The following is a 24,085-nucleotide window of genomic DNA, read 5'->3' as shown; positions in this document are numbered from 1 at the left end:
TGTCAGGTAATAATTTGACGATTTAGAGATTAGCTTTAAATCAAAGATTTAACTCGATAAAGGTTTACCGTTATTATGCGCAAAACATTACTTGCAGCAGCATTGTTGCTGGCATCAAACCACGCTCTTGCACAAGAAGATCCAAACCAATCAATGAGCAACTTTAGCTATGATTACTTAGAAGCTCGTATTGGCGCAAGCCCTGTTACATTCGGTGCCGCTATGAGTAAATCTGTGCACCCAAATGCTCACGTTATTGGCCGTATCGACTCTGAATTTGACGGTGACTTTGATTCCGCTGTTGGCTTCGGCTTTCATGCTCCAATCAACAATTGGGCTGATATGACCGGCTCTATGTTAATGCGCGTTGCACAGCCAAGTGATAAAAGCAGTGCAGATGTTGGCATGGAGTTAAACCTAGGAGTGCGTCAATGGCTTGGTCCACAACTTGAAGTTGGTGGCGGTGGCGGTTACGTATCTATTGATGATAACGATGATTGGATTGCTTCAGCTTACGTTAGATTCCATTCAACAGAATTGTTCTCTGTTGGCGCAGAAGCTCGAATTAATGATTTCTACGGCGACCAAGCGATGTTCACAACACGCTTTAAGTTTTAAATAACGACAAGGTTTTAAATAACGACAAGCTTTACATCGTTATTGATTTAAACAGCGTGTTTGCTATATACAATTGTTATAAAAAAACCGAGGCAGTGTCCTCGGTTTTTTTTCGTCGATTTTTTGTCTACTGATCTTATTCGCAAAACTCTAATAACTGGCGTTTTCTTGGCTCTTGAATCAACTTCCAATGAATTCCGTCAATGGCCCCTGCAAATTTCCATAGCAATTTGATATCAACATCATTCCCATACGCTTTTTTAACTTTACGAAAGACGTCAGAAGCACCCAATTCCATAAATGTAGAAACATCATCGACACCGGCCTTTTTCACCATTCTTTCAAGGGTTAATTGCATGTTAGGGAGATCTCGAAGACGACGGCTCGCGGATGATTTTTGGTAATTTCTTTGCCTAACGGAGTAATTAATAGACTCTTCAACGATTGAATGTAGCTCACGATGATCCGCTGTAAATAAGTCAGTAATGTCATAATAGTTTACTGTTGCGGTCGTCTGTTTTTTAACATGGCGATACTTCTCGCAACCTAGCACTTTCAGTTTTTCGTCTAGTTCATGGCCACCACGGATAAAGATAGAGTCATTACTGATGAGTGCATACATCGCCTCATCCATAAAGAGGCCGATACCACCAAACATAGAACGTTTTTGGGAAGTACCAAACTGCTCTACATAATTATAAAAATTGTGCCCTGTCATATCTATTGATCCTTAATCTGAATTACCCCGATTAGTTATGATCACCAGATAGCAGCTTGTAATTTTCGCGAAAAATTTTATAAATCAATTAGTTGTATAATAATTATTATTTAGCATAGATGCTATTATGGGTACCAATGATACTTAACAAAACAAATTAAGTCTGGTCACAGCTCACATCAAACAAATCTCAACGGCCTAAAAATGTGACAAAATGCACATTACAAATCAAATCAATGCAGCATTTCTCTAACATAATACAAAAAAAACAACATCCCATTTATTGACACAATACTTAATTTGCTTCTCATTCTATTGCGTTAAACCAAACGTTAAAGGTACACTGTATTCATATAAAGCCTTCGGTACTTTTCTCTATGGAACACCTCTCTTTTTACTGGTTACCGCACAATGAATCACAGCTTCTTAAAGGACTAGAAACTGAATTTGCTCAGCTTGTCGAGCAATCTATCAGTTCAGGAAAGATTTCTCTTCCTCCAATCCCAGATGTGGTCTTAAAGATCCAACAATTATGTACTTTTGAAGCGACAGGTATTTCAGACATTGCAGAGTGCTTGCTGGAAGATCCAGGGTTAACTGCGGTTGTAATTCGTATCGCTAATTCTGTTGTTTTTAACCGTCGTAATATCACTTGCCATGACTTGATGACTGCGGTATCTCGACTAGGCATCTTACGAGTAAGAGATATCGTTACCGCCCAAGCGATTGAACAGCTCAAACATAGCGTCAATCTCATCAACGAATGCAGCGCGATTCTATCTCAAAGTGCTCATGTTTCTCGCGAACTCGGGGCAACGATGGTACTAGTAACCAACGAATTCAAACGCCGAGCTCCTGATCAACATTCGAATTTAGAACACGAGAAAGCACTACTGGTTGGGCTTCTTGCGGATATTGGCCTATTTTGCTTGGTTAATGAGTACCATCACTATTTAGAAAATGGCAATTATTTGGATCAAGACCTTGCGATGCAGATCTTCCAAAGTCGATGTGCTATTACTAGCAAACAGGTGCTAAAACGTTGGGGCTTCGACGTTGATTTTATTGAAGTCGCATCAAATGAACCTTCTTCTGCCGAGCACTCCAATGTCTCTTACCTCGATATCGCTCGAATATCTAATCATTTATTGATGTTTAGAAGTGAAGATGAAAATATTGATGAACATGAAGTTGAATTCGATCTCGTTGGGGCTGAAATACTTTATGAATTAAGCAATTTAAGCGAAGAAGTTTTCAGATCTAAGATTCAGGATGTAATCAACACAAGCGGCTTCTAAATAAACAACAAGGATGGTTAATCAACAATGTTTACAGGGATGATTTTCATTTTTGCCCCACTGGTGGTGGGGTATCTATTTTCCATATCAAAACAGTCAGTGTTAAATGTCATCAATAAAGCTACTTCATATTTAATATATGTCATTCTAGCTTTGATGGGATTAAGCCTTGCTGCACTTGATAATCTCAGTGAAAATTTACAAGTCATTTTACAGTTCACAGGAACTTTCTTTATCTGCTTAAGCGTATGTAACTTGGCAGGGCTTCCTCTGATCGATAAATTAATGCCTATCCAAACAGACCAATCCAATACTAAGTTGCCACTATCAAGTATGGCACTAGAATCACTTAAACTTATTCTTGTTGTCGGCAGCGGTCTCATCATAGGGTTATTGCTTCCAATCGATCTATCTTGGGTAGACACCGCGAGTGAGTGGATCTTGTTTATTTTACTGTTTTTTATTGGCATTCAATTAAGAAACAGTGGCTTAACTTTACGACAAATTCTGCTCAACAAACACGGAATGGTCATTGCTCTTGTGGTTGTCGGAACTTCGATGATTGGAGGTATCATCGCCTCATTCATTCTGGACATTCCAATGGCTCGTGGTTTAGCAATGGCATCCGGTTTTGGTTGGTATTCACTCGCAGGTATTTTAATGGGTGATGCTTTTGGCCCGGTTTATGGTGGGGCCTCCTTTATGATTGAACTACTTAGAGAACTTGTCTCTTTAGTACTTATACCTCTATTTATTCGTAGCGCACCATGTACCTCTATCGGCTATGCTGGGGCGACAGCGATGGACTTTACCTTACCCGTGATCCAAACAACTGGCGGCGTCAGGTGTGTTCCGATAGCCATCGTAAGTGGTTTTATTTTAAGTATTTTAGTCCCAATAATGATGTTGTTCTTTGTTTCACTTGCTAGCTAGATCGCATGAATTTGTATTCAGCTCTATTACAATACGCAAAAAATAATAATCAAAATAATTCAAAAGGAATCACTATGAAACGCTTTATTATCGGAATGCTTCTCGCCACCTCTTCAACCATGAGTCTAGCGTCTGATACTCAATGCTTAACTGGAAAATATGACGCTTATATTGATGCTTCACTAACTTGGTATCAAGACCTTGTCGATTTAACATCAGCTCAATATCCGGACCTAAATGAAGTTGGGGAATGGTTTTTAGAGGGGCGTAAACATCACTTTGAACTTAATCGAGCAGCCGTTCATTACTACCTTAAAAATGATTCGAGTAAAGTCGCGACTGAACAACCAATTGAAGCTTGGTTGCAATTAGAGCAGAAAGATATCAAAGAGTTAGCTTCTAAAGACAATGCGCTAGGCAAGATTGCGACTTCAACTTTCAATGACCGTCAATCAACTCCGCACGATAAAAACTATGAGTTAAGATCGGCTTTTGCTGACCTTCTTAGCCACCCAAAAAACATTGATAGTGCGTTAAACAAGTACAATCAAGCGATCAAAACCGTCGAAAATACAGTATGTAAATAGGCTATCATCCTCTTTGCCACATCATTTGCTGGAAAATTCGTTTTCATAATTAAGACGGGACATTGTTCCCGTTTTCGTTTAAATTATCTCGCTCGCGCTTTTAAATAATAGAAAAATAACTAGCTGCTATGGTATCGGAACAAAAAACTGTTGACGTAAATTTCGAAAGCTTACTTCGAATTTTCACTGTCCCAGAAGGACCTGATTCAACGTTAACTCAAATCGAAGAAAAACTTTCCCAAAATCTTAATCAATTCTTACGTGAACATATCGTCGCGGAAGAGAAGCCATTACTCGAAATCGAGAAAGATTTTTCTAATGCTCATATCCCAGAGCAACCTGAGTTTGTCTCTGAACATACTGAACACTTGCTAGATTCTCTCGTCGCGCATTCTGTACATACTGCATCACCAAGTTTTATTGGGCACATGACCTCTGCTCTGCCCTATTTCTTAATGCCGCTATCTAAGATCATGATTGCGCTAAACCAAAATTTGGTAAAAATCGAGACATCTAAAGCTTTCACTCCTCTTGAACGCCAAGTTCTAGGTATGCTTCATCGTCTTATCTATCAGCAAGATGATAAGTTTTATTCTCGATGGATGCACAGTTCGAATCACTCATTAGGTGCGTTTTGCTCTGGTGGCACCATTGCGAACATCACCGCTCTTTGGGTTGCACGTAACAATGCTTTACGAGCGGAAGGTTCATTCAAAGGTGTCGAAAAAGAGGGCTTATTCCGTGCAATGAAACACTATGGCTATGAAGGTTTAGCCATCTTAGTTTCAGAACGTGGTCACTACTCGCTTAAAAAAGCGGCCGATGTTCTTGGGATTGGCCAAGATAGTCTTATTGCGATCAAGACCGACCACCACAACCGAATTTGTCCACGAGCACTGGATGAAAAAATGAGCGAGCTAAAGGCTAATAAGATATTGCCATTTGCTGCCATTGGTGTTGCAGGCACAACAGAAACCGGGAATATTGATCCGTTGAAAGAAATGGCTGCTATATGTAGAAAACATGACTGCCATTTCCATGTTGATGCCGCTTGGGGTGGCGCAACGTTAATGTCGAATTCTCATCGTTCGCTGCTTGATGGCATCGAAGAGGCGGACTCAGTCACCATTGACGCTCACAAACAGCTTTATATTCCAATGGGTGCAGGAATGGTGCTGTTTAAAGATCCTGACGCAATGATGGCAATCGAACATCACGCTCAGTATATTCTTAGAAAAGGCTCTAAAGATTTAGGCAGCCATACTCTTGAAGGCTCACGTTCAGGTATGGCAATGCTTGTTTATGCCAGCATGCATATTATCGGGCGACCGGGTTACGAACTTTTAATTAATGAAAGTATTGAAAAAGCTCAATATTTCGCAGAGCTAATTCAACAGCAACAAGATTTTGAGTTAGTTTCTCAGCCTGAGCTGTGCTTACTGACCTACCGCTATCTTCCTCAAGACGTAAAACAAGCCTTGTTCATTGCGGATAAAGGAAGTAAGAAAAAGCTCAACAACTTGATCAATGAGCTAACCAAGTTCGTTCAGAAGAAGCAGCGTGAGACTGGAAAATCATTTGTGTCCAGAACTCAACTCAATCCTGAGCAATGGGATGAGCTTAATACCATCGTATTTAGAGTGGTATTGGCAAACCCATTAACCACCCACGACATTCTTCAATCGGTTCTTGTTGAACAGAGACAAATCGCCTCTTTAGCACCTAAATTAATGGCTAAAATTCAGCAATTAACGCAAGAAATCCTCGCTTAATAGTAATTTGAAATTACACCAAAATGAAAATTTATTTCGTTTTGGTGTAACAAATACATCAGCCTCGTGCTAGAAAAGCCTGTTTTTTTTCCACTTAGCCTCCAATTCTGTAGTTTTCCCAAAATATTGTTTGAGGCTTGTCATATTCTAGCCAATTGGTTTCGACTTTTGTTATAGGCTAAGCACAGTTACGTTTATACTATTTTTATGGTGCTGGTTTGCTCTTGTCATTAAATATTCACCTAGCTCTGCTAGTGGTGATAACTTCTGATTCAGAAGTAATGGCAAAAACCAGCAAGTTGTTCTCTACGCCCTCGTGAACACTATGAATACATTAGAAAAAATACAAAAAAATCTAGAAAATTTTAGCAAATCTGAGCGAAAAGTAGCTGAAGTTATCATGGCGTCGCCCCAAACAGCAATCCACTCTAGTATTGCGACACTAGCCAAAATGGCTGATGTCAGTGAACCTACAGTTAACCGCTTCTGTCGTCGTCTTGATACTAAAGGTTTCCCAGACTTTAAATTGCACCTTGCACAAAGCCTTGCGAATGGAACGCCTTATGTAAACCGTAACGTTGAAGAAGATGACGGTCCTGATGCTTACACGCATAAGATCTTTGAATCGACAATGGCGTGTTTAGATGTAGCGAAAAATAGCATCGACTCTATGCAGATAAATCGTGCTGTGGATTTGCTCACTCAAGCTAAACGAATTTCATTCTTTGGTCTTGGAGCTTCTTCTGCTGTTGCAAAAGATGCACAGAATAAGTTCATTCGCTTCAATATCCCAATCACTTGTTTTGAAGATATTGTCATGCAACGTATGAGCTGCATAAATTGCAGTGATAACGATGTGATTGTCCTTATCTCTCATACTGGTCGTACGAAAAGCCAAGTTGAAGTTGCGAATCTCGCTCGTGAAAACGGTGCAACTGTCATTGCTATCACAGCAAAAGATTCACCTCTTGATAAAGCGAGCTCACTGTCTATTTCACTTGATGTACCTGAAGATACTGACGTTTATATGCCAATGGCAAGCCGTGTAGTACAGATGACGGTCATTGATGTGCTAGCGACAGGTTTTACTCTTCGTCGTGGTTCTGGTTTTCGTGACAACTTAAAGCGAGTTAAAGATTCTCTTAAAGATTCTCGCTACGATAAGATGTCGCAATTTTAAGATTCCAATGACTAACACAAGCGAGTCTCAACATATTAGCATGTTCAATAATATGTCGAGACTCACTTTTTTATCTTTGCACTGTACGCCTACAATTTATCTATCTCCAAGCCGTTAGCCTCCACCTCCCTGATAGCACTATTTCTCAGCCTGCAATATAGAATCAATCACTTTCACATTTGCTTGCGTGGCTGAGTCTTGCGTTTCACAAACACACACCGATCCACAAACTTGATTTAAAATGTGTATTAGCCTCTCTTCATTTAAAGGTAATGGGTTTCCTTTAATCGCAACCGACTGTAATGCGTCTTGCGCGACTTGTTCAAAAGAGGTACTGCAGACACCGAATTCGGAAAGGTGAGGCAGTGCTAATTTATCCAGTACCATTTGCACCCAAAGCACACTGTCCTCAATATGAGCGTTGGTTCGCCCAGTGACTATCTGTGCGATCCTTTTATATCGATTTAAGATATCACTACGCCCTGCCGCTTTTGCCTCATTGATATTTTCACTCATGACAAATGGAGCCAAACGCCCACTGATCACGCTATGTGGTGCATTAAGCTTTCCACCAAGAGCGGAGGCTAACCCATGAGCAGCGCCAAGTTTTGCATTGGTAATTGCCATACCTCCTAGCATTGCTGCAAAAGAGAGGTCAGCTCGAGCTTTATGATCATCTTGTTTGCAGGCCGCAATAATCGACGGGCTTAATCGACGAAGTCCCTCTTCACACACCATGTCGGTGAGCGGGTTTGGGTCCCCGCATACATACGCCTCCATCAGATGAGTAAATGCATCCATTGCGCCTCTTCCTGAGGTGTACGCATCAGTTCCATATGTAAGCGTAGGATCAACAATAGCGACATCAGCCAACATATCAGGGCTGCGCAGACTCACTTTCACTCGATCTTGACCTGACTTCAATACTGCATTTTTTGTCACTTCAGACCCTGAGCTTGCTGTGGTGGGGATGGCAATAAGCGGAATTGGCTTCGTTTTTAATGGTACATTTCGCCCAACGACTTCTACGTAATCATAAACATCCCCTTGATTTGGAATAACAGCCGCCAACGCCTTACCCATATCAATCACACTACCGCCTCCGATAGCGACCACCATATCGGGGTGAAATTTTCGCCCCGATACCGCCGTTTCCTCAACCATTGTAATATTGGGTTCACCATTGATGGCGACATGTTGATAACGCATTGATTGATTTTTAAGGTATTGGATTATGGGGGAGGACCGCTCAGGATCTTGACCCGTGACGAGTAAAACACTGTAGCCAAATTGATTCAGTATCGATAGCGAGGACTGTAACGCCCCCTCACCAAAAATTATCCGAGTTGACGTCATAAATTGAAACATGCGATATCCTTATGCTTACCTAATTACGTCGTTGATAGACAATTTAGGCTCAAATTCGATTCGATGGACTCAGTACAGATTGCGCTTTAAATACGCATAAATATTTGATTTGGTGCAATTTGCAGATAAGAATCCCGATGCATTGCCTGTTTTTTGCACCGTATCACAATTGAGATGAGACGTTTCAAGTCAAGCTCACGATTTCTGTAACCACCGTTTTGCTCACGAAATCACCTGATAGGTTTTACCTATTGAAACAACAGGTAAATCTGTCTTTATTTCCTTTGACTATTGAGGCATAGTTGCTTTCAAGAAAATAAAGGAGAGAGTTATGTTTGTTGTTATCTTTGGTCGCCCTGCTTGTCCATTCTGTGTTCGTGCAAAAGAGCATGCTGAAACGTTAAAAGCGAAACGTGATGATTTCAACTATCGCTATGTTGATATCCATGCCGAAGGCATCAGCAAAGCTGATCTTGAAAAAACAGTTGGTAAGCCAGTTGAAACTGTTCCTCAAATCTTTGTAGATCAAGACCATATCGGTGGTTGTACAGAATTTGAAGCATACGCTAAAGAGCACCTTGGTCTATTTGACGAGTAATCGCTCAACCACAGTATCTAAAATAACCCGCTATTGATAGGCGGGTTTTTTATATCCACTGTTTTCGTTATGTTATGTCAGCTAATAGCAAAAGATAAAAAATATCACTTATCATTTTTTTATTATTCGCTACAATCCCCCACTCTTAAATACCTTTTATAAATAAAGTTAAACTGAGCTAACGCTGTGAATATAGACGTAGTACTACTACTAGAGCAAAACCCCATCCTTTTAATTTTTGTTGTCCTTGCTATTGGCCTTGCCTTTGGAAAAATCCGCTTTGGAAGTTTGCAATTAGGAAACTCGATTGGCGTGCTAATCACTTCACTTGTTATGGGCCACCTCGGTTTCTCATTTAACTCGGAAGCTCTCACTATCGGCTTCATGCTCTTCATCTATTGCGTTGGTATTGAAGCTGGCCCCAACTTCTTCGGCATTTTTTTTCGCGATGGCAAGCATTACCTTATTCTCAGCCTCGTGGTGTTAGTCTCCGCTGTCTCTTTGACCTACTTCTGTAGCCATTATTTGGGGCTTGATTTCGGTTTAGCTGCCGGGATGATGGCAGGTGCACTGACCGCAACACCCGTTTTAGTAGGTGCTCAGGATGCATTAAATTCCGGACTGGCGAATATTCCGCGAAATATGGATATCGGACTGATACTTGAGAGTATTTCAGTCGGTTACGCTATGGCGTATTTGGTTGGCTTAATCAGCATGATAATGTTTGCTAAGTTGCTGCCTAAGCTTCAAAAAGAGAATTTGCACGATTCAGCTCAACAGATCGCAAAAGAGCGCGGTCTTGGAGGCGGAAGTCAGCGTAAGGTCTACTTACCTATTATTCGAGCCTATCGCGTTGGGCAAGAGCTGATTGACTGGACTGATGGCAAAAACCTACGTGAGCTTGGTATCTACCGACAAACAGGTTGTTACATTGAACGAATTCGTCGTAATGGCATTCTTGCCCATCCTGATGGGGATGCTATTTTACAAGAAGGTGATGAAATAGCATTAGTGGGTTTTCCAGATAGTCATGCTCGCCTAGATCCTAGTTTCAGAAACGGCAAGGAAGTTTTCGATCGAAATTTACTCGATTTGCGCGTGGTTGAAGAAGAGATCGTAGTTAAAAGTGACAGTATCGCAGGTAAGCGCCTTTCGGATCTCAACCTGTCAGAATATGGGTGTTTTCTAAACCTTGTAACGCGAGCTCAAATCGAAATGCCGATGGATTTGGACATCGTTCTCGCTAAAGGTGATGTCCTGCAAATTAGTGGTGAAAAGAGCCGAGTTCACGGTCTAGCGGAAAAAATTGGTTTCATTTCTATACATAGCCAAATGGCTGATTTACTTGCATTCTGTAGCTTCTTTATTTTAGGCCTACTCTTCGGGTTAGTCACAATGACCTTTGGGCAGGTCTCGTTCAGCTTAGGTAACGCAGTAGGGTTATTACTTGCCGGTATTACCCTTGGATTCTTAAGAGCCAATCACCCTACTTTTGGTTATGTCCCGCAAGGTGCATTGAACATGGTTAAAGACCTTGGCTTAATGTTCTTTATGGTGGGGATCGGTTTAAGTGCTGGTGGGAATATGTTCGAGCATTTAACCCAAGTTGGACCTCAAGTTATTGGCTTATCACTCATCGTGAGTGTGGTTCCCGTGATGCTCGCGTATTTAGTCGGGGCGTATGTTTTAAAAATGAACAGAGCCATGTTGTTCGGTGCCATTATTGGAGCAAGAACGTGTGCGCCAGCAATGGATGTCGTTAATGAGTACGCAAAATCGACCATTCCGGCATTGGGCTACGCAGGCACTTATGCTATCGCCAATATATTGATGACTTTAGCAGGAACGTTCTTAATTATTCTTAGCTAAAAGTCAAAACGGTAAGATAACAAAAAGGCGCTCAATGAGCGCCTTTTCTATTACCAGTAATTTCTGATTAATCGACTTAAATATCAATCACATCAAAATCGATGGCTGTAGCTACGTCAGCGTCGTAATCAACACCGTCTACACCGAAACCAAACAGTTTCAAGAACTCTTCTTTATACTCAACGTAATCCGTTAGTTCTTTTAGGTTTTCAGACGTTACTTGTGGCCAAAGGTTACGACAATGCTGTTGGATGTCTTCACGCAGTTCCCAGTCATCTAGGCGTAAACGGTTTTTATCGTCCACTTCTGCAACGCTGCCATCTTCTTTATACAGACGTTGGCTAAACATACGGAAGATCTGTTCCATACAGCCTTCATGTACGCCTTCTTCGCGCATCTTCTTGAATACCATCGCAATGTATAACGGCATAACAGGAATCGCAGAGCTTGCCTGAGTCACAACAGATTTAAGTACTGCAACATTCGCGGTACCACCTGTTGAGCTAAGCTTCTCATTTAATGCCGTTGCAGCGCGATCTAAATCCATCTTCGCTTTACCTAACGCGCCATCCCAGTAGATAGGCCATGTTAGCTCTGTTCCGATGTAGCTGTAAGCAACCGTTTTGCAGCCTTCAGCAAGCACGCCTGCATCAGAAAGCGCATTCATCCAAAGTTCCCAATCTTCACCGCCCATTACCGTCACAGTGTCTTTGATCTCTTCTTCAGTTGCAGGCTCAACGCTCGCTTCAATGATTTGATCTTTATTGGTATCAACCGCTGTAGCCGTATATGTCTCACCGATAGGCTTCAGAGATGAACGAATCAACTCACCAGAATCAGGGAGCTTACGAACAGGAGACGCTAATGAGTAAACCACCATATCGATTTGACCTAAGTCTTCTTTGATTAAATCGATTGTTTTTTGTTTAGCTTCATTTGAGAATGCATCGCCATTTAAGCTTTTAGCGTACAAGCCTTCTTCATGTGCACACTTTTCAAAAGCAGCTGAGTTGTAGTAACCCGCCGTACCAGGTTTTTTCTCAGTACCCGCTTTTTCAAAGAAAACACCAATCGTTGATGCCCCGCCACCGAATGCCGCTGCAATACGAGAAGATAGACCGTAGCCACTTGATGAACCCACAACAAGTACACGCTTAGGTGCATTTTTGATTGGGCCTTGCGCCTTAGTATAAGCAATTTGTTCTTTTACGTTCGCTTCACAACCCACTGGGTGCGTTGTAGTACAGATAAATCCACGAATTCTAGGTTTGATGATCATATTCAACTTCCTTAAAAAATCCTTGGTAGGATAAAAGTTTCGCTCTCAAATGGCATCTAATTTCTTCAAAAAGACCCTTAAAATGTAAGTGGTTGGAGCACTACCGGCCACTTTTGTTCCCAAAAATATGAAAAAGACGGAAATAGCGTCATAAACAGGATCATTATATTTTGATAAGAGCATAAAAAATACCAACCAGCGTATCTCTGATTGGTATTGATATCTTTCAAGTATACATCAATAAGTCGAGTAAATTTACAGCCCGTTAAGCGCCTCAAACAGCTGTTCGACCTCTTCTATTGTGTTGTAATGCATGAAGCCGATTCTTACGACACCACCACTCTCCTCTAAGCCAAGTTGCCTAATCAGCCCCAGCGCATAAAAGTGGCCATTCCAGACGCAGATGTTGTGTTCACCTAAACTTTTAGCGACAAATTCGGGATGATGATGTTTGAATGTAAGAGCAAAGGTTGGAGTACGAAGGTTCGAATCAGCTTCATCACGCCCATGTAGAGCGACCTTATCACCAAGTGTACTCAAACGTTTTAAGAAGTATTCACTGAGCGCTTGTTCATGCTGATTATATTGACTGAAACTCTGTTCAAGCTTCTTCCTCAATGAGCTACCTTTCTCGCCCCATTGTGACAAATACTCCACCGCTTGGATCACGCCAGCTAAGCCTTCAAAGCTTTGAGTGCCAGTTTCGAACCGACCAGCGCCTAAATTCGTTGCAGGTTCAACTTTGTAAGGTTGAATGGTTTGCAGCCATTGAGGTGCAATATATGCAATACCAACATGTGGGCCGAAGAACTTATAAGCCGAACAGGCTAGAAAGTCACAGCCTAAATCTTGAACATCAATCAGATGATGCGGCGCGTAATGAACAGCATCAACATACACTTTCGCGCCAACAGAGTGAGCCTGTTCGATCACTGTTTTTACATCGACAATTGAACCTGTGGTATTCGATGCGAATGTTACCGCCACCAGCTTAGTTTTCTCACTAAGCAGAGAGGCAAAGTGATCCATATCCAACGAGCAATTACTTTCATCGACTTTAACCTGATGTACTACAACGCCTTTATCTTCAGCCGCTTGCTGCCAACTTGAAACATTTGAATAGTGATCTAATGCTGTGACGATGATTTCCTCTCCAGCCTTCCAATCTCGGCTTATTGCTCGACTCAATTGAAAGGTCAACGACGTCATGTTCGCCCCAAACACCATATTATCGGGAGTTTCTGCATTCACTAGAGCTTGAACTGACTCTCTTACCTGTGTCATCAGATTTGTCGTGTGTTGACTCGAAAAAAAATGCCCGCCTAGATTGGAGTTATAGAAACCGAGATAGCTTGTCATCGAATCCAAGACAGATTGCGGCACTTGAGAACCTCCAGGGCCATCCAAGAATATTACGGGCTTTCCATTATATTGCTGAGATAACGCACTAAACTGTTCACGAACAGAATTAAGATTGAAGCTCATTACGCGCATCCTTTGCTGTCAGAACAAAAACATCCATATGCCCTTTTTCTTCATTCTCGACGGGACATATCGGTTGAGCGTTATGCCACAGCTTGCTATCGGCTAGCATTGCTACTTCACCATTCTCAAGAATTTTTCTGAAAAATGGTGCTTCATTGCTATTGTTGTACAGCATAATCTCACCACCAATGATGTTACTACGATCAATACCGATTAATGCAAGGTGATCAAAACCATCTTGGTGAACCCCTTCCGGCGCAACTTGTGTCTCATCGTATATTGCTGCGATTCGAATTTGATGAATTTCAATTTCTTGCCCGTTAGGTAACTTGTTGCTATCAACAAACAGTTGGCACATCTCCTTCATGCCATCACTATCGAGAATGCCCTGCTCAATGGATTCAAATTGACGGACAATATCACCTTGAAAATGGTTAATATCATCAGTTTGTACAAACCCTGGGTTATCCAACTCTGTCACGGTTCCATCTTGCAGACATATAACTGAATAACGACGTAATCGATATTTACCATCCGCATGTTCTGTTGATGGTAGTTGGTTAAATGAAGGGGATAACTGTTCTAAAGCATGACGGGATAAACTAGTGATATGTAGGGTACTCTCGTGGTTATGTAACATCATCGACTCCTTGATAAAGAAACATTAACAATCAATAAATTTAACATTTAGTTCACACAAAGAATACGCACAAATATGGCAAACACAAGGCATCGCCATCAATAATCCCATAAAATAGACATAAACAACACTAAACACCAACAAGTTGACAATTAGAAGTTAAACACTCCGATATTTGAATTGTGGATAGTTAAAAAGCAGATGAGTTCACTGCGGTCACACTAAAATATTGAAATTATTGAAAATTGTATTTATATCGTCTCATCACTTTACTTAAGATGTAAGAATCTCGCGAAATTTTAGCGGGGAGTAAATGCGATATTATCAGAGTAAAAAAGTGCCCGAATTCAGATAAAGCAGTGTGTTTGACTCTACGATGTTATACCGGCATTCAGTTCAAATATAAATCCAACTCCGAACATTTTTGTGTACAGCCCTTAACAATCAAAGGGCCGTCATCGTAAAAGCTCAAGTCAAAATGTGATTCAATAGATCAAATGGCAGACCAATGGTTATCCCATTGCACGCCAGAGTATTTGGAAGTGGATTGCTGCTTATTGCGAGTAACAACCGAGCCCGAGCCAGAGCTCACCTTAAATATGCCATTAGCTTCAATCACACCGGATGCATCAGGAAGTGCCGCTAATTCGATCAATGCGCCACTCTCTTTCGACCATATCCCATAACAGTTGCCACGAGGCGATGTCGCCAGAATCAATTCATCACTTGCTGCAATGCTTGCAATATAGTGATTGAATCGTGCCCACTGTTCTGGTTCTGCTTGTAGCTGAACCATATCGCCACCGCGACGGTGCATCGCCAGTAAAGAGGGATACTCATCAGGTTCACCACGGTACTGCTGACCGCAAAGCACGGTATCACTTCCGTCATGTGCTAAGTGTCGAATGCTTAAGTGGCGGTCATCAAGAGAAACTTGATCGAGTAACTTTCCTTCTGCGGATACATAACTCAAACTAGGCGACATAGCGTCGAGATTCAATGCTTTTCGTCCATCGGTATGAACGCCACCTACCCCAATCGCGAGTGTATCATCTGGCATTGCGATCACTTCATGGGGCCCCAATCCAAAACCGGAAAACTCTTCCACTTTCTTATAGCCATCTTGAACACGGTATACACCAATGCTCCCACGGCTAGTACCACGTTCACCTTCGGTTGCATACAAGTACATACCATCATTACTGAAAACACCATGACCATAATAATGGCGATTTTTATCCGCTGGCCGCAGCAAGATCTGCTCACCAGATAAATAATCGAACACCATTAAATATGAGCCCGGACGCCTAGCAAAAACAGCAGCGTGATATTTATACTGATGCTCACCATGTTGGCTATTGATAGCAACGCCATGACCACGCTCAGGTATTGGTAATGAGTGAATTTCAGCGCCAGATTCATCAGCGACAACAGCACGATACTGCTTTTTTGCACTCAAGGAGCAACCTATCAATGCCGGAGAAGCATTGACGTTGGCTGATTGCGCTGCACATCCATAGGGCAATACAGGAACCATCGCCCCATACATAGCCGCTTTCAATAGCGTTCTTCGATTTAAATCAGTCACCATCGGTCGCGTTAAATCCTATCACTACGCCAAGTTCAATTGCCACTTCTTCATGGATCAAATACTTAAGCTGTTCTAATTTATTGTATTGTGCAAGTACGTTTTGGTACCCACTCTTAGTTTGTAGCATATTGAATAAGCTGTCTTGCTCTGGCCAAGTGTCGATGGCCATATCAAACTGTAAAGTGATTCGATCAGCAAGTTCGCCTTTATCTCTTGCACGCAAGATCGCATCCAATCCAGAACCATTGGCAAAATAAATAGCCTGCATCGCTTTCAGATTCTCCTTCAGATTGGATAACGATGAAGCAGAACGCCACGACTCAGAAAAGTAGGCTCGTGGATGGCCCATTTTTGCCAGTGGTCGACTCAACTTCTTCATACTGTATTCAAGCTGATTCGAAAGTAGGCTCACGTATTCCGAATTCCACTGTGCTTCATTCATCGAGGTCCAAGGGTTAATGAGCCATGCCTGTCGAATCTGTGAAGTACGATTCTGTAAATTCTGGCTAATTGCAGTCGCTGATGAGCATGTCTCACCTTTATTGGTAAGCAGAGGTGACTGAGCGTCATACAACATCCACTCAATAGCACCAAGACCTTGCACCGTCACGCTCTGGTTCGAGATCTCTTCAGCTGTCCATGATTTATCATATGACACCAACTGAGACATTTTTCGACCTGTCGTGTTCTTTTTGTCTGGCCAGAATTGAACATTCCAACTCTGCTCCAATGCTTTTACCGGGCCTCTCTCCTGTCCTTGTAAATGCATCCAAGCCGCCATCGATGCTTGCCAATATCTTTTTAAATCAGAAAGGTCGGCTCCATTAGAGCAGAATGACTTCATCGACTTATTTAACGATATTGCTTGTTCGTTCAGTTTCACAGCCGATTGAAACTGTACTTGGTACAAGCTGGAACTGATATGTTCAGTCGTGTCCATTTTGCTCACCACTGCTTGGTTTGATGAGTGTTTCGAGTCAGTACTCTGACATCCTAAAACCAATACAGTCGGAACAATTAAACTCATTATCCGAGATGTTTTTAACCACATATACTTATCCTTACAATGAGTTTAAGAAAACAATCAGCGCATCACGCTCTGCTTTGTCAAAACCGAGGACTTGCTGTTTTGCTGATTCCGCTTCTCCACCATGCCAAAGCACAGCTTCCAGAAGGTTTCTTGCTCGACCATCATGCAAAAACATCGTGTGCCCGTTGACTTCTTTTGTATAGCCAATGCCCCATAGCGGCGCTGTTCTCCACTCTTGGCCATTTGCTAAATACTCAGGACGATTATCTGCAAGCCCTTCACCCATATCATGCAGTAACATATCGGTATAAGGGTTAATTACTTGGTTTGAAATCGCGGGTAGACCCTCACGATTTGCCGTCTTGATATTGGTTTGGTGACAGCTTTGGCAACCAGATTGAGCAAAAAGAGCTTGCCCTTTCATTACGGTTTCGTCTTTCACGTTACGGCGAATAGGGACAGCAAGGTGCTGAGAGTAGAACTCTACAAAGTCTAGAATATTATCACTTACTTCAATATCGCCACCATTTGGCAATTCATCGCATAAGCTCTGTTTCGATGTACAGTTTTCATTTGGGAAAAGTGAACTCGTTAATCCAACATCACCATTAAAGGCGGCCGCGTTTTGCTGCATCAAATTCGGCTGTCCAGCTTTCCAACCAAAACGACCAAGCGCAAATTCTTCCGCTTGAACGTCCCATACACGGTTAGCTTTACCTGAAACGCCTTGTCCCGCTAGCTTCTGTTGTTCAGCAAACGCCAAAATAGTACTTTCAGGAATACTTTCAAGCAGACCAAGACCAATCATAGCTGGGGCGACGCGAGCAGAAAATTGAGTGTCTGGGTGCATCTCACCAAAGCCGAGATCATTAATGGTTAATGTGGGTTTACGTAAGGTGACAACGTAACCATCTTTAAACGTGACAGGGACATCGGTGTAATCAATTTGAATTGAACCTTCAGGTTTTATATTTGGTAAGGCAAAGTCTTGTAGTTGACCACCGTACGTTGGTTCTGGAATGACACCATCTTTGATATACGCTTTTTTTTGCTCTGCCGTCATGGCTGGAATGCTTAGTCTAACTAGCATAGAGACGGCATGAGTATCCCCTTTTTCAGGAGCGTGCCCTCGCCCATCTTTAATGTGGCAGTTCTGACAACCATTCGTATTGAATAGAGGACCTAACCCATCACGAGCATCGGTTGAAGCTGGTGCTTGCACCCACGGATTACGGAAAAAACTGTTACCAACGCTAAAATCAAGGCGTTTGCTCATTGGTAAATTTGCAGCAGGTAAAGAAAAGGCATTGCTCCCTTCTTTTTTCACACTGGTTTGCCCACCAGATTTAACATCACTTGCCTGTATTGAAAACGATGTGATCAAGGCAATAGCTGCTGAGAAAATATATGATTTCATAACTGTATTCTTATTGTGTAATTTAGCTTTCAAAAATGCCATCAAAGAGTGGTCATATTGCAGGCGGTTTCCGCTGTAATTGACATAAATATGATTATTATTTTAGAGATAGCAGAAAGGGCTCAAGAGAGCCCTTCTATATTATTATTTTATGCTTAGAATTCGTGATCGGCAGTATCTGGGTTTAAGCTGCTGATACCAATGACAGATGCCGCTCTTTCAATAGAACCAGTTTGTGCAACCAACGCCATGATTGTCTTATTAACCAAAGCATTACCTGCCGGGTTGTTAGCGGCAATCAGTTGATCGAAATGCTGATTGTTTTTCTCTGCTGAAGTCACCAATTGACCAACTTGTGCGCGAGCTAGATCGAACTGTTTCTGGATCTCTTTAGCCGCTTTTTTGTCTTTCTGAGCCACTAAATCGTAAAGGCTAGGTCCTGAAAGTAACTTGCCACTTTCACGTTTGTACAAACCTGTATAAACGTTATAGATCCCTTGCTCATTGTAGTAGTGAGAGTTATGAGTGTTATCAGAGAAACAGTCATGCTCATCTTCCGTTGAGTTTGCCTCTAATGCCACTTTCATACGCTCGCCGGCTAACTCACCTAATGAAAGTGACCCCATGCCGAACAGCATTTTACGCAAACCGTTATCAGCAGAACCTGCTAATAGCTCTTGGCGATAGTTACCTTTTTCACCGGCTTCCCACTGTTTTTCCATCCACTCAAGATCTTGGATCAAAAGTTCAGCAGCCGCTTTAAGATATTGACCACGTCGATCACAGTTGCCATTAGTACATTCGCTGCCTACAACGAAATCAGTGTATGCACGAGCGCCTGCACCAGCATTTGTACCGTTAAGATCTTGACCCCAAAGTAAGAATTCAATCGCATGGTATCCAGAGGCTACATTCGCTTCAGAGCCACCAATTTCATTTAAATCTGCGATCAACTCAGGAGTGATGGTTGTTGCATCAATAACACTTGAACCAACTTTAAGAGTTTTGTTAGCTACGATATTTGCACTCGCACCTTCATTACCAAGCTCATACTGATAATCACTACCAACATAATCAATTAAACCTTCATCAAGAGGCCAAGCATTCAGTTGCCCTTCCCAGTCATCGACCACGGCGTTACCAAAACGGAATACTTCAGATTGTTGGTACGGTACGCGTGAATCTAACCAAGTTTGTTTTACTTTCTCAAAACTTGATGCTGAAGGTTGGGCTAAAAACCCATCAATTGCTGTCTCCAGAGTTTTCGCTGTAATAACAGAGTCTTCAAATACCGCGTGAGCAATATCTGCGTAATGCTCTACTACTTGATCTTTAGTTACTGCGGCAAATGTAGAGCCTGAAGCTAGAAGTAGTGACGATGCAATGGTTGTTGCCACTAAATGTTTAATAGTCATGAAAGCGTCCTTGTTGAGCTTAATCGTATTCTAAATTTTAATTATATTGATAGTGCAACTTATTATCATTTGCACTTAGGTTTGAGATAATACAAATTTACAATTTTTTTGCAAGACAAAAACAAAAAAACCTCACAATAGTGAGGCTTTATTCAAACTCAACAGAAAATCTAGGGAAGAGACTTTAAGGAAGGGCTACAACTTCAAGTTGTGTTTCCCATGAGAGACTTTCGCTTGTAAATAGCTTTCGTTGCCCGATTTAATATGAGCGAGCGTGTTAACGACTGATTCTATTTCAATACCAAAGTTCTTAAGATCATTGATTTTTTTAGGATTATTGGTAACTAAATGAATTTTATTAATACCCAATGCTGTTAACATTTGTGCGGCTTCAGTGAAGTCTCTAAGGTCATCACCAAATCCAAGATGATTGTTCGCCTCATAGGTATTCATCCCTTCAGTTTGAAGTTTGTATGCATCAATCTTGTTATATAGACCAATACCACGACCTTCTTGCCGTAAATAAAGAATGATGCCGCCTTGCTCACCCATCTTTTGGATCGTTTCTTCTAACTGCTCACCACAGTCACAACGGGATGAATGAAAAACATCGCCAGTCAAGCACTCTGAATGCATTCTAACTAACGGAATTGTGGGTAGCTGATCAACAGACTTGAAGACAACCGCTACATGTTCTTTATCCGTTTCTAATCCTTTAAAAGAGAGCATCTCTGCATCGATGTTACTCTTTGCTCCGACTTTCAACTCTATTCTGGCACGTACTTCCGCCATATTCTCACTCACTTGACTATTTGTTGTCTGCATTTTAGAAAAGGAATGCAGTGTATTCGCACTACGATTCTTCAACTATGGGGACTCACGCCTCATTTTTCAATGACCAAATCATAATTGTTATATTATAACATTTCAATCCACAGGCAATAAAAAGCCCCAATTTTATAATGATAAAATTGAGGCATTATACTAAAGTTTCTTATTTTCAATGTGTTATATTATCCACACATAACGAACACATTAGCAATTCAGTTGCTGTTTCTGCGATTTTTTCCACACCGCTAATTGAATCCAAACACTTTCCAGTTCAGAAAGCTCCTCTTGAGTGAGTAGAGAAACACTTGAGGTCGAGATTCCGGAATTATTGGCTTGCATAGAACGAAGATGCGCATAAAAGTCATTTTTTAATTGCGAGGTTATCGAGTCCATGTGCAAAGCCTTATATTCAATTAACGTTTGGTATAGTGCGAAGTGATATTATTTGATTAAATAATATCACTTCGTTTATATATTACACAATCATTAATTGAAAATGGAATAATAGTCACAAACTATTTTTTTTAACACTTTTGATCGCAAAGAGTAGAAATAAGATCAACAACAGCAGTGGAAAGATCCAAAGTAATAGATTTTTCGCATTAAATGCGGGCTTATACATAACCAAATCACCAAAACGATCCGTCATAAATTCTATTATTTCTTCTTCTGACTTACCCTCTTTTACCATGGTAAAGACTTTTAAGCGCAAATCTTTAGCTATTGGAGAGTTAGATTCGACAAGATTTTGGTTCTGACACTGTGGGCAACGCAATGACTTTGCGAGTAAAATGGCATGTTTCTGCTGTAAAGGCGTATCAAACTCAAACAATTCAACCTGTTGGCTGACTTCTTTACTTGCTCCGACAAACACCTCGTCAGTTGAGGCTTGAGCATGACAAGAGGCTAATACAACCATCATAAAAAAATATAGTATTCGCATAGTTTTTCTTCAACGATTCAGTAATTATTAAAGTAGCGTTTAAATTCTTGATTCCAAATATCACGGGTTAATGCTCCACTGTATTTCTTAATTATAATTCCATCCCTGTTAATTAAATAAGATTCAGGAGTACCAATAACGCCAAGATCCAACGCAAACTCTCCACGAGGATCAAATATGATCCTTCTGTAAGGATCACCCTCCTCCAAAAGCATATTATTTGCCAGTTTAAGATCATCCCTATAATTCAAACCAATGATATTAATATTCTCATCTTTCAATTCTTTGAGAAATTCATGCTCTGATTTACAAACGCCACACCAAGAGGCCCATACATTGAGCAATTGAACATTCTCTGTAAGAACATCAACCTTGGTGAGAACTTGCTGTGAATCTCTTAAGTCCGCTTGCATGAACTCAGGTAAAGGTTTATTAACCGAAACTGATTTACTACTCTGACTCTCAGATAACCCAATGGTCAGAGTGCCAATAAAAGCACACATCACGAGGAACAGTACGCCAATTTTTAGTTTGGTTTTATTTTGCAAAGCCAGCCCCTGTATTGGTTTTTTGTTGATTTTCGCGACTGCGTTTTGGTTGAACTAAAAGCAACACCACGCCTAAAATCGAAAGCAGCGCTCCTAGCCATATCCAGCGAACATACGCCTTGTATTGAATCCTTACAGCATAGGATTTGAGATCGACCTTCTCTCCAACCGTGACATAAATATCACCATGCCAGAACCATTTCATAGCCGGTTCACTCATATTCATTACGCGGACTTGATAATGGCGTCTCTCAGGTATAATGATATCTGTCCGGTTATTGCCGCTAATCTCTAACCATATCTTCTCTGATGTATAGTTTGGCCCAATATATAACTCAGTCTCTAAATGTTTGATCGTCCAGTCAGCGAATACCACTTCTGTTCCTGGTGCCATTCTGCGGTTAAGTTCATAAGAGTGTTCGCTATTCATCGCAGAACCTATACAAACAACAGCAACACCAATATGCGCCATATTAACCGCAATGCTCCGTAGTCGGCCCGATGTTGCCAGCGAAAATTTCAGCAAATACAGATGAGATAACACCACCCAAACTGCAATTATCCAGGTTAGTTGTACTAGCCAATCACTGTATTCAACTTGAACCTGGTAGAGCAATACACCAACAACGATAGAAGTAATAGCGGTAATGATAACGACTTGTTTTACGCTCTTACGCTGTTTGTAGTAAGAAATAAAAGGGCTGGCTCCCATCATAAATAGAGCAATGAGCGCTAGCGGAGAAAAAACGGTATTGAAGTAAGGAGCTCCTACCGAAATATTTCCTAATCCTAATAAGCTAAATAGCATGGGATAGAAGGTCCCAACGAGGACAACTATCATCGCAACAATAAGCAGGCTATTGGCCAGCAGTAACACAAAACTCTTACTCAGAAAGTGAGTGATAGGCTCGGATTTAATCTCGTCACCTCTAGTCAGCAGTAGACAAAATGATCCGAATAAAACAAGTGAAAGTATCAATAAGAGTGTCAATCCTTTTCCCGGATCAACGGCAAAAGCATGAACGGATGTCAGTACTCCAGATCGAACGATGAACGTGCCTAGAATGCTCAAACTGAAAGTGATAAAAGACAGCGAAAACGCCCATTTCATTAGCTGACGCTTATAACGAGCAACAGGCAAACAGTGCAATAGTGCTGTTGAAGTTAACCACGGCAATAAAGATGCATTTTCTACCGGATCCCAAAACCACCAACCACCCCAGCCTAGTTCGTAATAAGCCCACCAAGAGCCCAGAATAATGCCACCAGTTAGAAACACCCAAGCGCTCTGGCACCAAGGCTGACAATACTTAACCCAGTTGTACTCTATTTCCGGTGTTAATAAGGCGGCAACGGCAAATGCCAGTACCGTCGAAAGGCCAACATAGCCCAAGTAGAGCAATGGCGGATGGAATATTAACCCCACATCTTGGAGCATAGGATTTAAATCTCGCCCCTCTACAGGAATCACAGAACTCATCACAAATGGATTGGATGCGATAAGCGTAAACCACGCAAACACAGCAATTAAGCCATTCATCACCCAGAGAACATTGATCAAATATGCTCGCGGATAACGTCGGTTCAACGTAATTAAACCACTCCAGCACCCAAGAGTTAAAACCCAGAAAAGCAGGGAGCCTTCATGACCACCCCATACGGCCGCCAATTTGAAAAATATCGGTAATTCAGTATTAGAGTGCGCTGCAACATATGATATTGAAAAATCATCAATATAGAAGGCGAAGCCAAGCAGGACTATACTCACGATAGAAAACAGCGCAGATAGCTGAGTACAAGAGCGCACAGTAGAGAGTTCAATCGGCGAGTTTTGCTGTCTTTTCCAGCCAATAGCCACACAGATTATTGAACTCAAACAAGCGACTAGAACAAGAGAAAATAGACCTAACTCACCAATCATAAAACCTCAAAAAAAAGCCCCACCAAAATCAGTGGAGCTTATAG

22 protein-coding genes are annotated in these 24,085 nt (G+C 41.5%); 8 read left to right on the top strand and 14 right to left on the bottom strand.

The window, feature by feature from the left end:
* Positions 1 to 75: 75 nt before the first annotated feature.
* Complete coding sequence (locus tag F0249_RS09025) at positions 76 to 618, top strand: hypothetical protein (RefSeq protein WP_017054530.1); 543 nt, start codon at positions 76 to 78, stop codon at positions 616 to 618.
* A gap of 136 nt (positions 619 to 754) precedes the next feature.
* Here F0249_RS09025 and F0249_RS09020 read toward each other — a convergent pair whose 3' ends face one another.
* Positions 755 to 1,336 carry a TfoX/Sxy family DNA transformation protein gene (locus F0249_RS09020; RefSeq protein ID WP_171756449.1) on the bottom strand — a complete coding sequence of 194 codons (582 nt, stop codon included), beginning with the start codon at positions 1,334 to 1,336 and terminating at the stop codon, positions 755 to 757.
* A 377-nt stretch (positions 1,337 to 1,713) separates the two neighbouring features.
* On the opposite strand from F0249_RS09020, the gene F0249_RS09015 reads away from it, so the two are divergent.
* The 5 genes from F0249_RS09015 (at position 1,714) to F0249_RS08995 (ending at position 7,106) form a co-directional block, all read left to right on the top strand.
* Positions 1,714 to 2,634, top strand: coding sequence for an HDOD domain-containing protein (locus F0249_RS09015; RefSeq protein ID WP_171756448.1), 921 nt, complete (start codon positions 1,714 to 1,716; stop codon positions 2,632 to 2,634).
* Positions 2,635 to 2,661: 27 nt separating this feature from the next.
* Positions 2,662 to 3,567, top strand: coding sequence for a lysine exporter LysO family protein (locus tag F0249_RS09010; RefSeq protein WP_017054533.1), 906 nt, complete (start codon positions 2,662 to 2,664; stop codon positions 3,565 to 3,567).
* Between the two features lie 74 nt (positions 3,568 to 3,641).
* The gene (locus tag F0249_RS09005; RefSeq protein ID WP_113797318.1) at positions 3,642 to 4,154 is read left to right on the top strand and encodes a hypothetical protein; all 513 of its coding nucleotides are present in this window, start codon (positions 3,642 to 3,644) and stop codon (positions 4,152 to 4,154) included.
* A 128-nt stretch (positions 4,155 to 4,282) separates the two neighbouring features.
* Entirely contained in the window at positions 4,283 to 5,926 is a 1,644-nt protein-coding gene (gene panP / locus F0249_RS09000) for a pyridoxal-dependent aspartate 1-decarboxylase PanP (protein ID WP_017054535.1), read from the top strand.
* A 325-nt stretch (positions 5,927 to 6,251) separates the two neighbouring features.
* Positions 6,252 to 7,106, top strand: a complete 855-nt coding sequence (locus F0249_RS08995; protein WP_017054536.1) for a MurR/RpiR family transcriptional regulator — start codon at positions 6,252 to 6,254, stop codon at positions 7,104 to 7,106.
* 138 nt (positions 7,107 to 7,244) lie between these two features.
* Here the strand turns inward: F0249_RS08995 and F0249_RS08990 are convergent, their stop codons facing one another.
* Positions 7,245 to 8,474 (bottom strand): iron-containing alcohol dehydrogenase, encoded by a 1,230-nt coding sequence (locus tag F0249_RS08990; RefSeq protein ID WP_171756447.1) that lies wholly within the window; start codon positions 8,472 to 8,474, stop codon positions 7,245 to 7,247.
* A 331-nt stretch (positions 8,475 to 8,805) separates the two neighbouring features.
* Here F0249_RS08990 and F0249_RS08985 point away from each other — a divergent pair, with 331 nt between their 5' ends.
* Together F0249_RS08985 and F0249_RS08980 are read left to right on the top strand one after the other, a co-directional pair.
* Positions 8,806 to 9,072, top strand: coding sequence for a GrxA family glutaredoxin (locus tag F0249_RS08985; RefSeq protein WP_017054538.1), 267 nt, complete (start codon positions 8,806 to 8,808; stop codon positions 9,070 to 9,072).
* Positions 9,073 to 9,258: 186 nt separating this feature from the next.
* Positions 9,259 to 10,941, top strand: coding sequence for an aspartate:alanine antiporter (locus F0249_RS08980; protein WP_017054539.1), 1,683 nt, complete (start codon positions 9,259 to 9,261; stop codon positions 10,939 to 10,941).
* Positions 10,942 to 11,017: 76 nt separating this feature from the next.
* Here the strand turns inward: F0249_RS08980 and fabV are convergent, their stop codons facing one another.
* The 12 genes from fabV to F0249_RS08920 form a co-directional block, all read right to left on the bottom strand.
* Complete coding sequence (fabV, locus tag F0249_RS08975; protein ID WP_017054540.1) at positions 11,018 to 12,220, bottom strand: enoyl-ACP reductase FabV; 1,203 nt, start codon at positions 12,218 to 12,220, stop codon at positions 11,018 to 11,020.
* Positions 12,221 to 12,475: 255 nt separating this feature from the next.
* A complete protein-coding gene (locus F0249_RS08970) occupies positions 12,476 to 13,705 on the bottom strand; it encodes a cysteine desulfurase-like protein (RefSeq protein ID WP_171756446.1) in 1,230 nt (409 codons plus the stop codon).
* Positions 13,689 to 14,345, bottom strand: a complete 657-nt coding sequence (locus F0249_RS08965; protein WP_017054542.1) for a 2OG-Fe dioxygenase family protein — start codon at positions 14,343 to 14,345, stop codon at positions 13,689 to 13,691. The genes F0249_RS08970 and F0249_RS08965 overlap by 17 nt, the downstream gene beginning before the upstream one ends.
* A 493-nt stretch (positions 14,346 to 14,838) precedes the next feature.
* Entirely contained in the window at positions 14,839 to 15,936 is a 1,098-nt protein-coding gene (locus tag F0249_RS08960) for a DUF1513 domain-containing protein (protein WP_171756445.1), read from the bottom strand.
* A complete protein-coding gene (locus F0249_RS08955) occupies positions 15,926 to 16,987 on the bottom strand; it encodes an imelysin family protein (protein ID WP_171756444.1) in 1,062 nt (353 codons plus the stop codon). The genes F0249_RS08960 and F0249_RS08955 overlap by 11 nt, the downstream gene beginning before the upstream one ends.
* Before the next feature lie 10 nt (positions 16,988 to 16,997).
* Positions 16,998 to 18,383 (bottom strand): di-heme oxidoredictase family protein, encoded by a 1,386-nt coding sequence (locus F0249_RS08950; protein WP_171756443.1) that lies wholly within the window; start codon positions 18,381 to 18,383, stop codon positions 16,998 to 17,000.
* A 155-nt stretch (positions 18,384 to 18,538) separates the two neighbouring features.
* Positions 18,539 to 19,798, bottom strand: coding sequence for an imelysin family protein (locus F0249_RS08945; RefSeq protein ID WP_171756442.1), 1,260 nt, complete (start codon positions 19,796 to 19,798; stop codon positions 18,539 to 18,541).
* Positions 19,799 to 19,993: 195 nt separating this feature from the next.
* Complete coding sequence (gene ribA, locus F0249_RS08940; protein ID WP_113797334.1) at positions 19,994 to 20,623, bottom strand: GTP cyclohydrolase II; 630 nt, start codon at positions 20,621 to 20,623, stop codon at positions 19,994 to 19,996.
* Between the two features lie 210 nt (positions 20,624 to 20,833).
* Positions 20,834 to 21,022 (bottom strand): hypothetical protein, encoded by a 189-nt coding sequence (locus F0249_RS08935; protein WP_017054548.1) that lies wholly within the window; start codon positions 21,020 to 21,022, stop codon positions 20,834 to 20,836.
* A 115-nt stretch (positions 21,023 to 21,137) separates the two neighbouring features.
* Entirely contained in the window at positions 21,138 to 21,548 is a 411-nt protein-coding gene (nrfF, locus tag F0249_RS08930; RefSeq protein ID WP_253825296.1) for a heme lyase NrfEFG subunit NrfF, read from the bottom strand.
* 41 nt (positions 21,549 to 21,589) lie between these two features.
* A complete protein-coding gene (locus F0249_RS08925) occupies positions 21,590 to 22,120 on the bottom strand; it encodes a DsbE family thiol:disulfide interchange protein (RefSeq protein WP_171756440.1) in 531 nt (176 codons plus the stop codon).
* Positions 22,110 to 24,041, bottom strand: coding sequence for a heme lyase CcmF/NrfE family subunit (locus F0249_RS08920; RefSeq protein WP_171756439.1), 1,932 nt, complete (start codon positions 24,039 to 24,041; stop codon positions 22,110 to 22,112). The genes F0249_RS08925 and F0249_RS08920 overlap by 11 nt, the downstream gene beginning before the upstream one ends.
* Between the last annotated feature and the right edge of the window lie 44 nt (positions 24,042 to 24,085).

Source organism: Vibrio sp. 03-59-1 (assembly GCF_013114135.1).
In the GTDB taxonomy this organism is placed as follows: Bacteria; Pseudomonadota; Gammaproteobacteria; order Enterobacterales; family Vibrionaceae; genus Vibrio; species Vibrio cortegadensis.
Note: the sequence above shows the minus strand (reverse complement) of the source record. Positions and strands in the feature narration are given on the sequence as shown.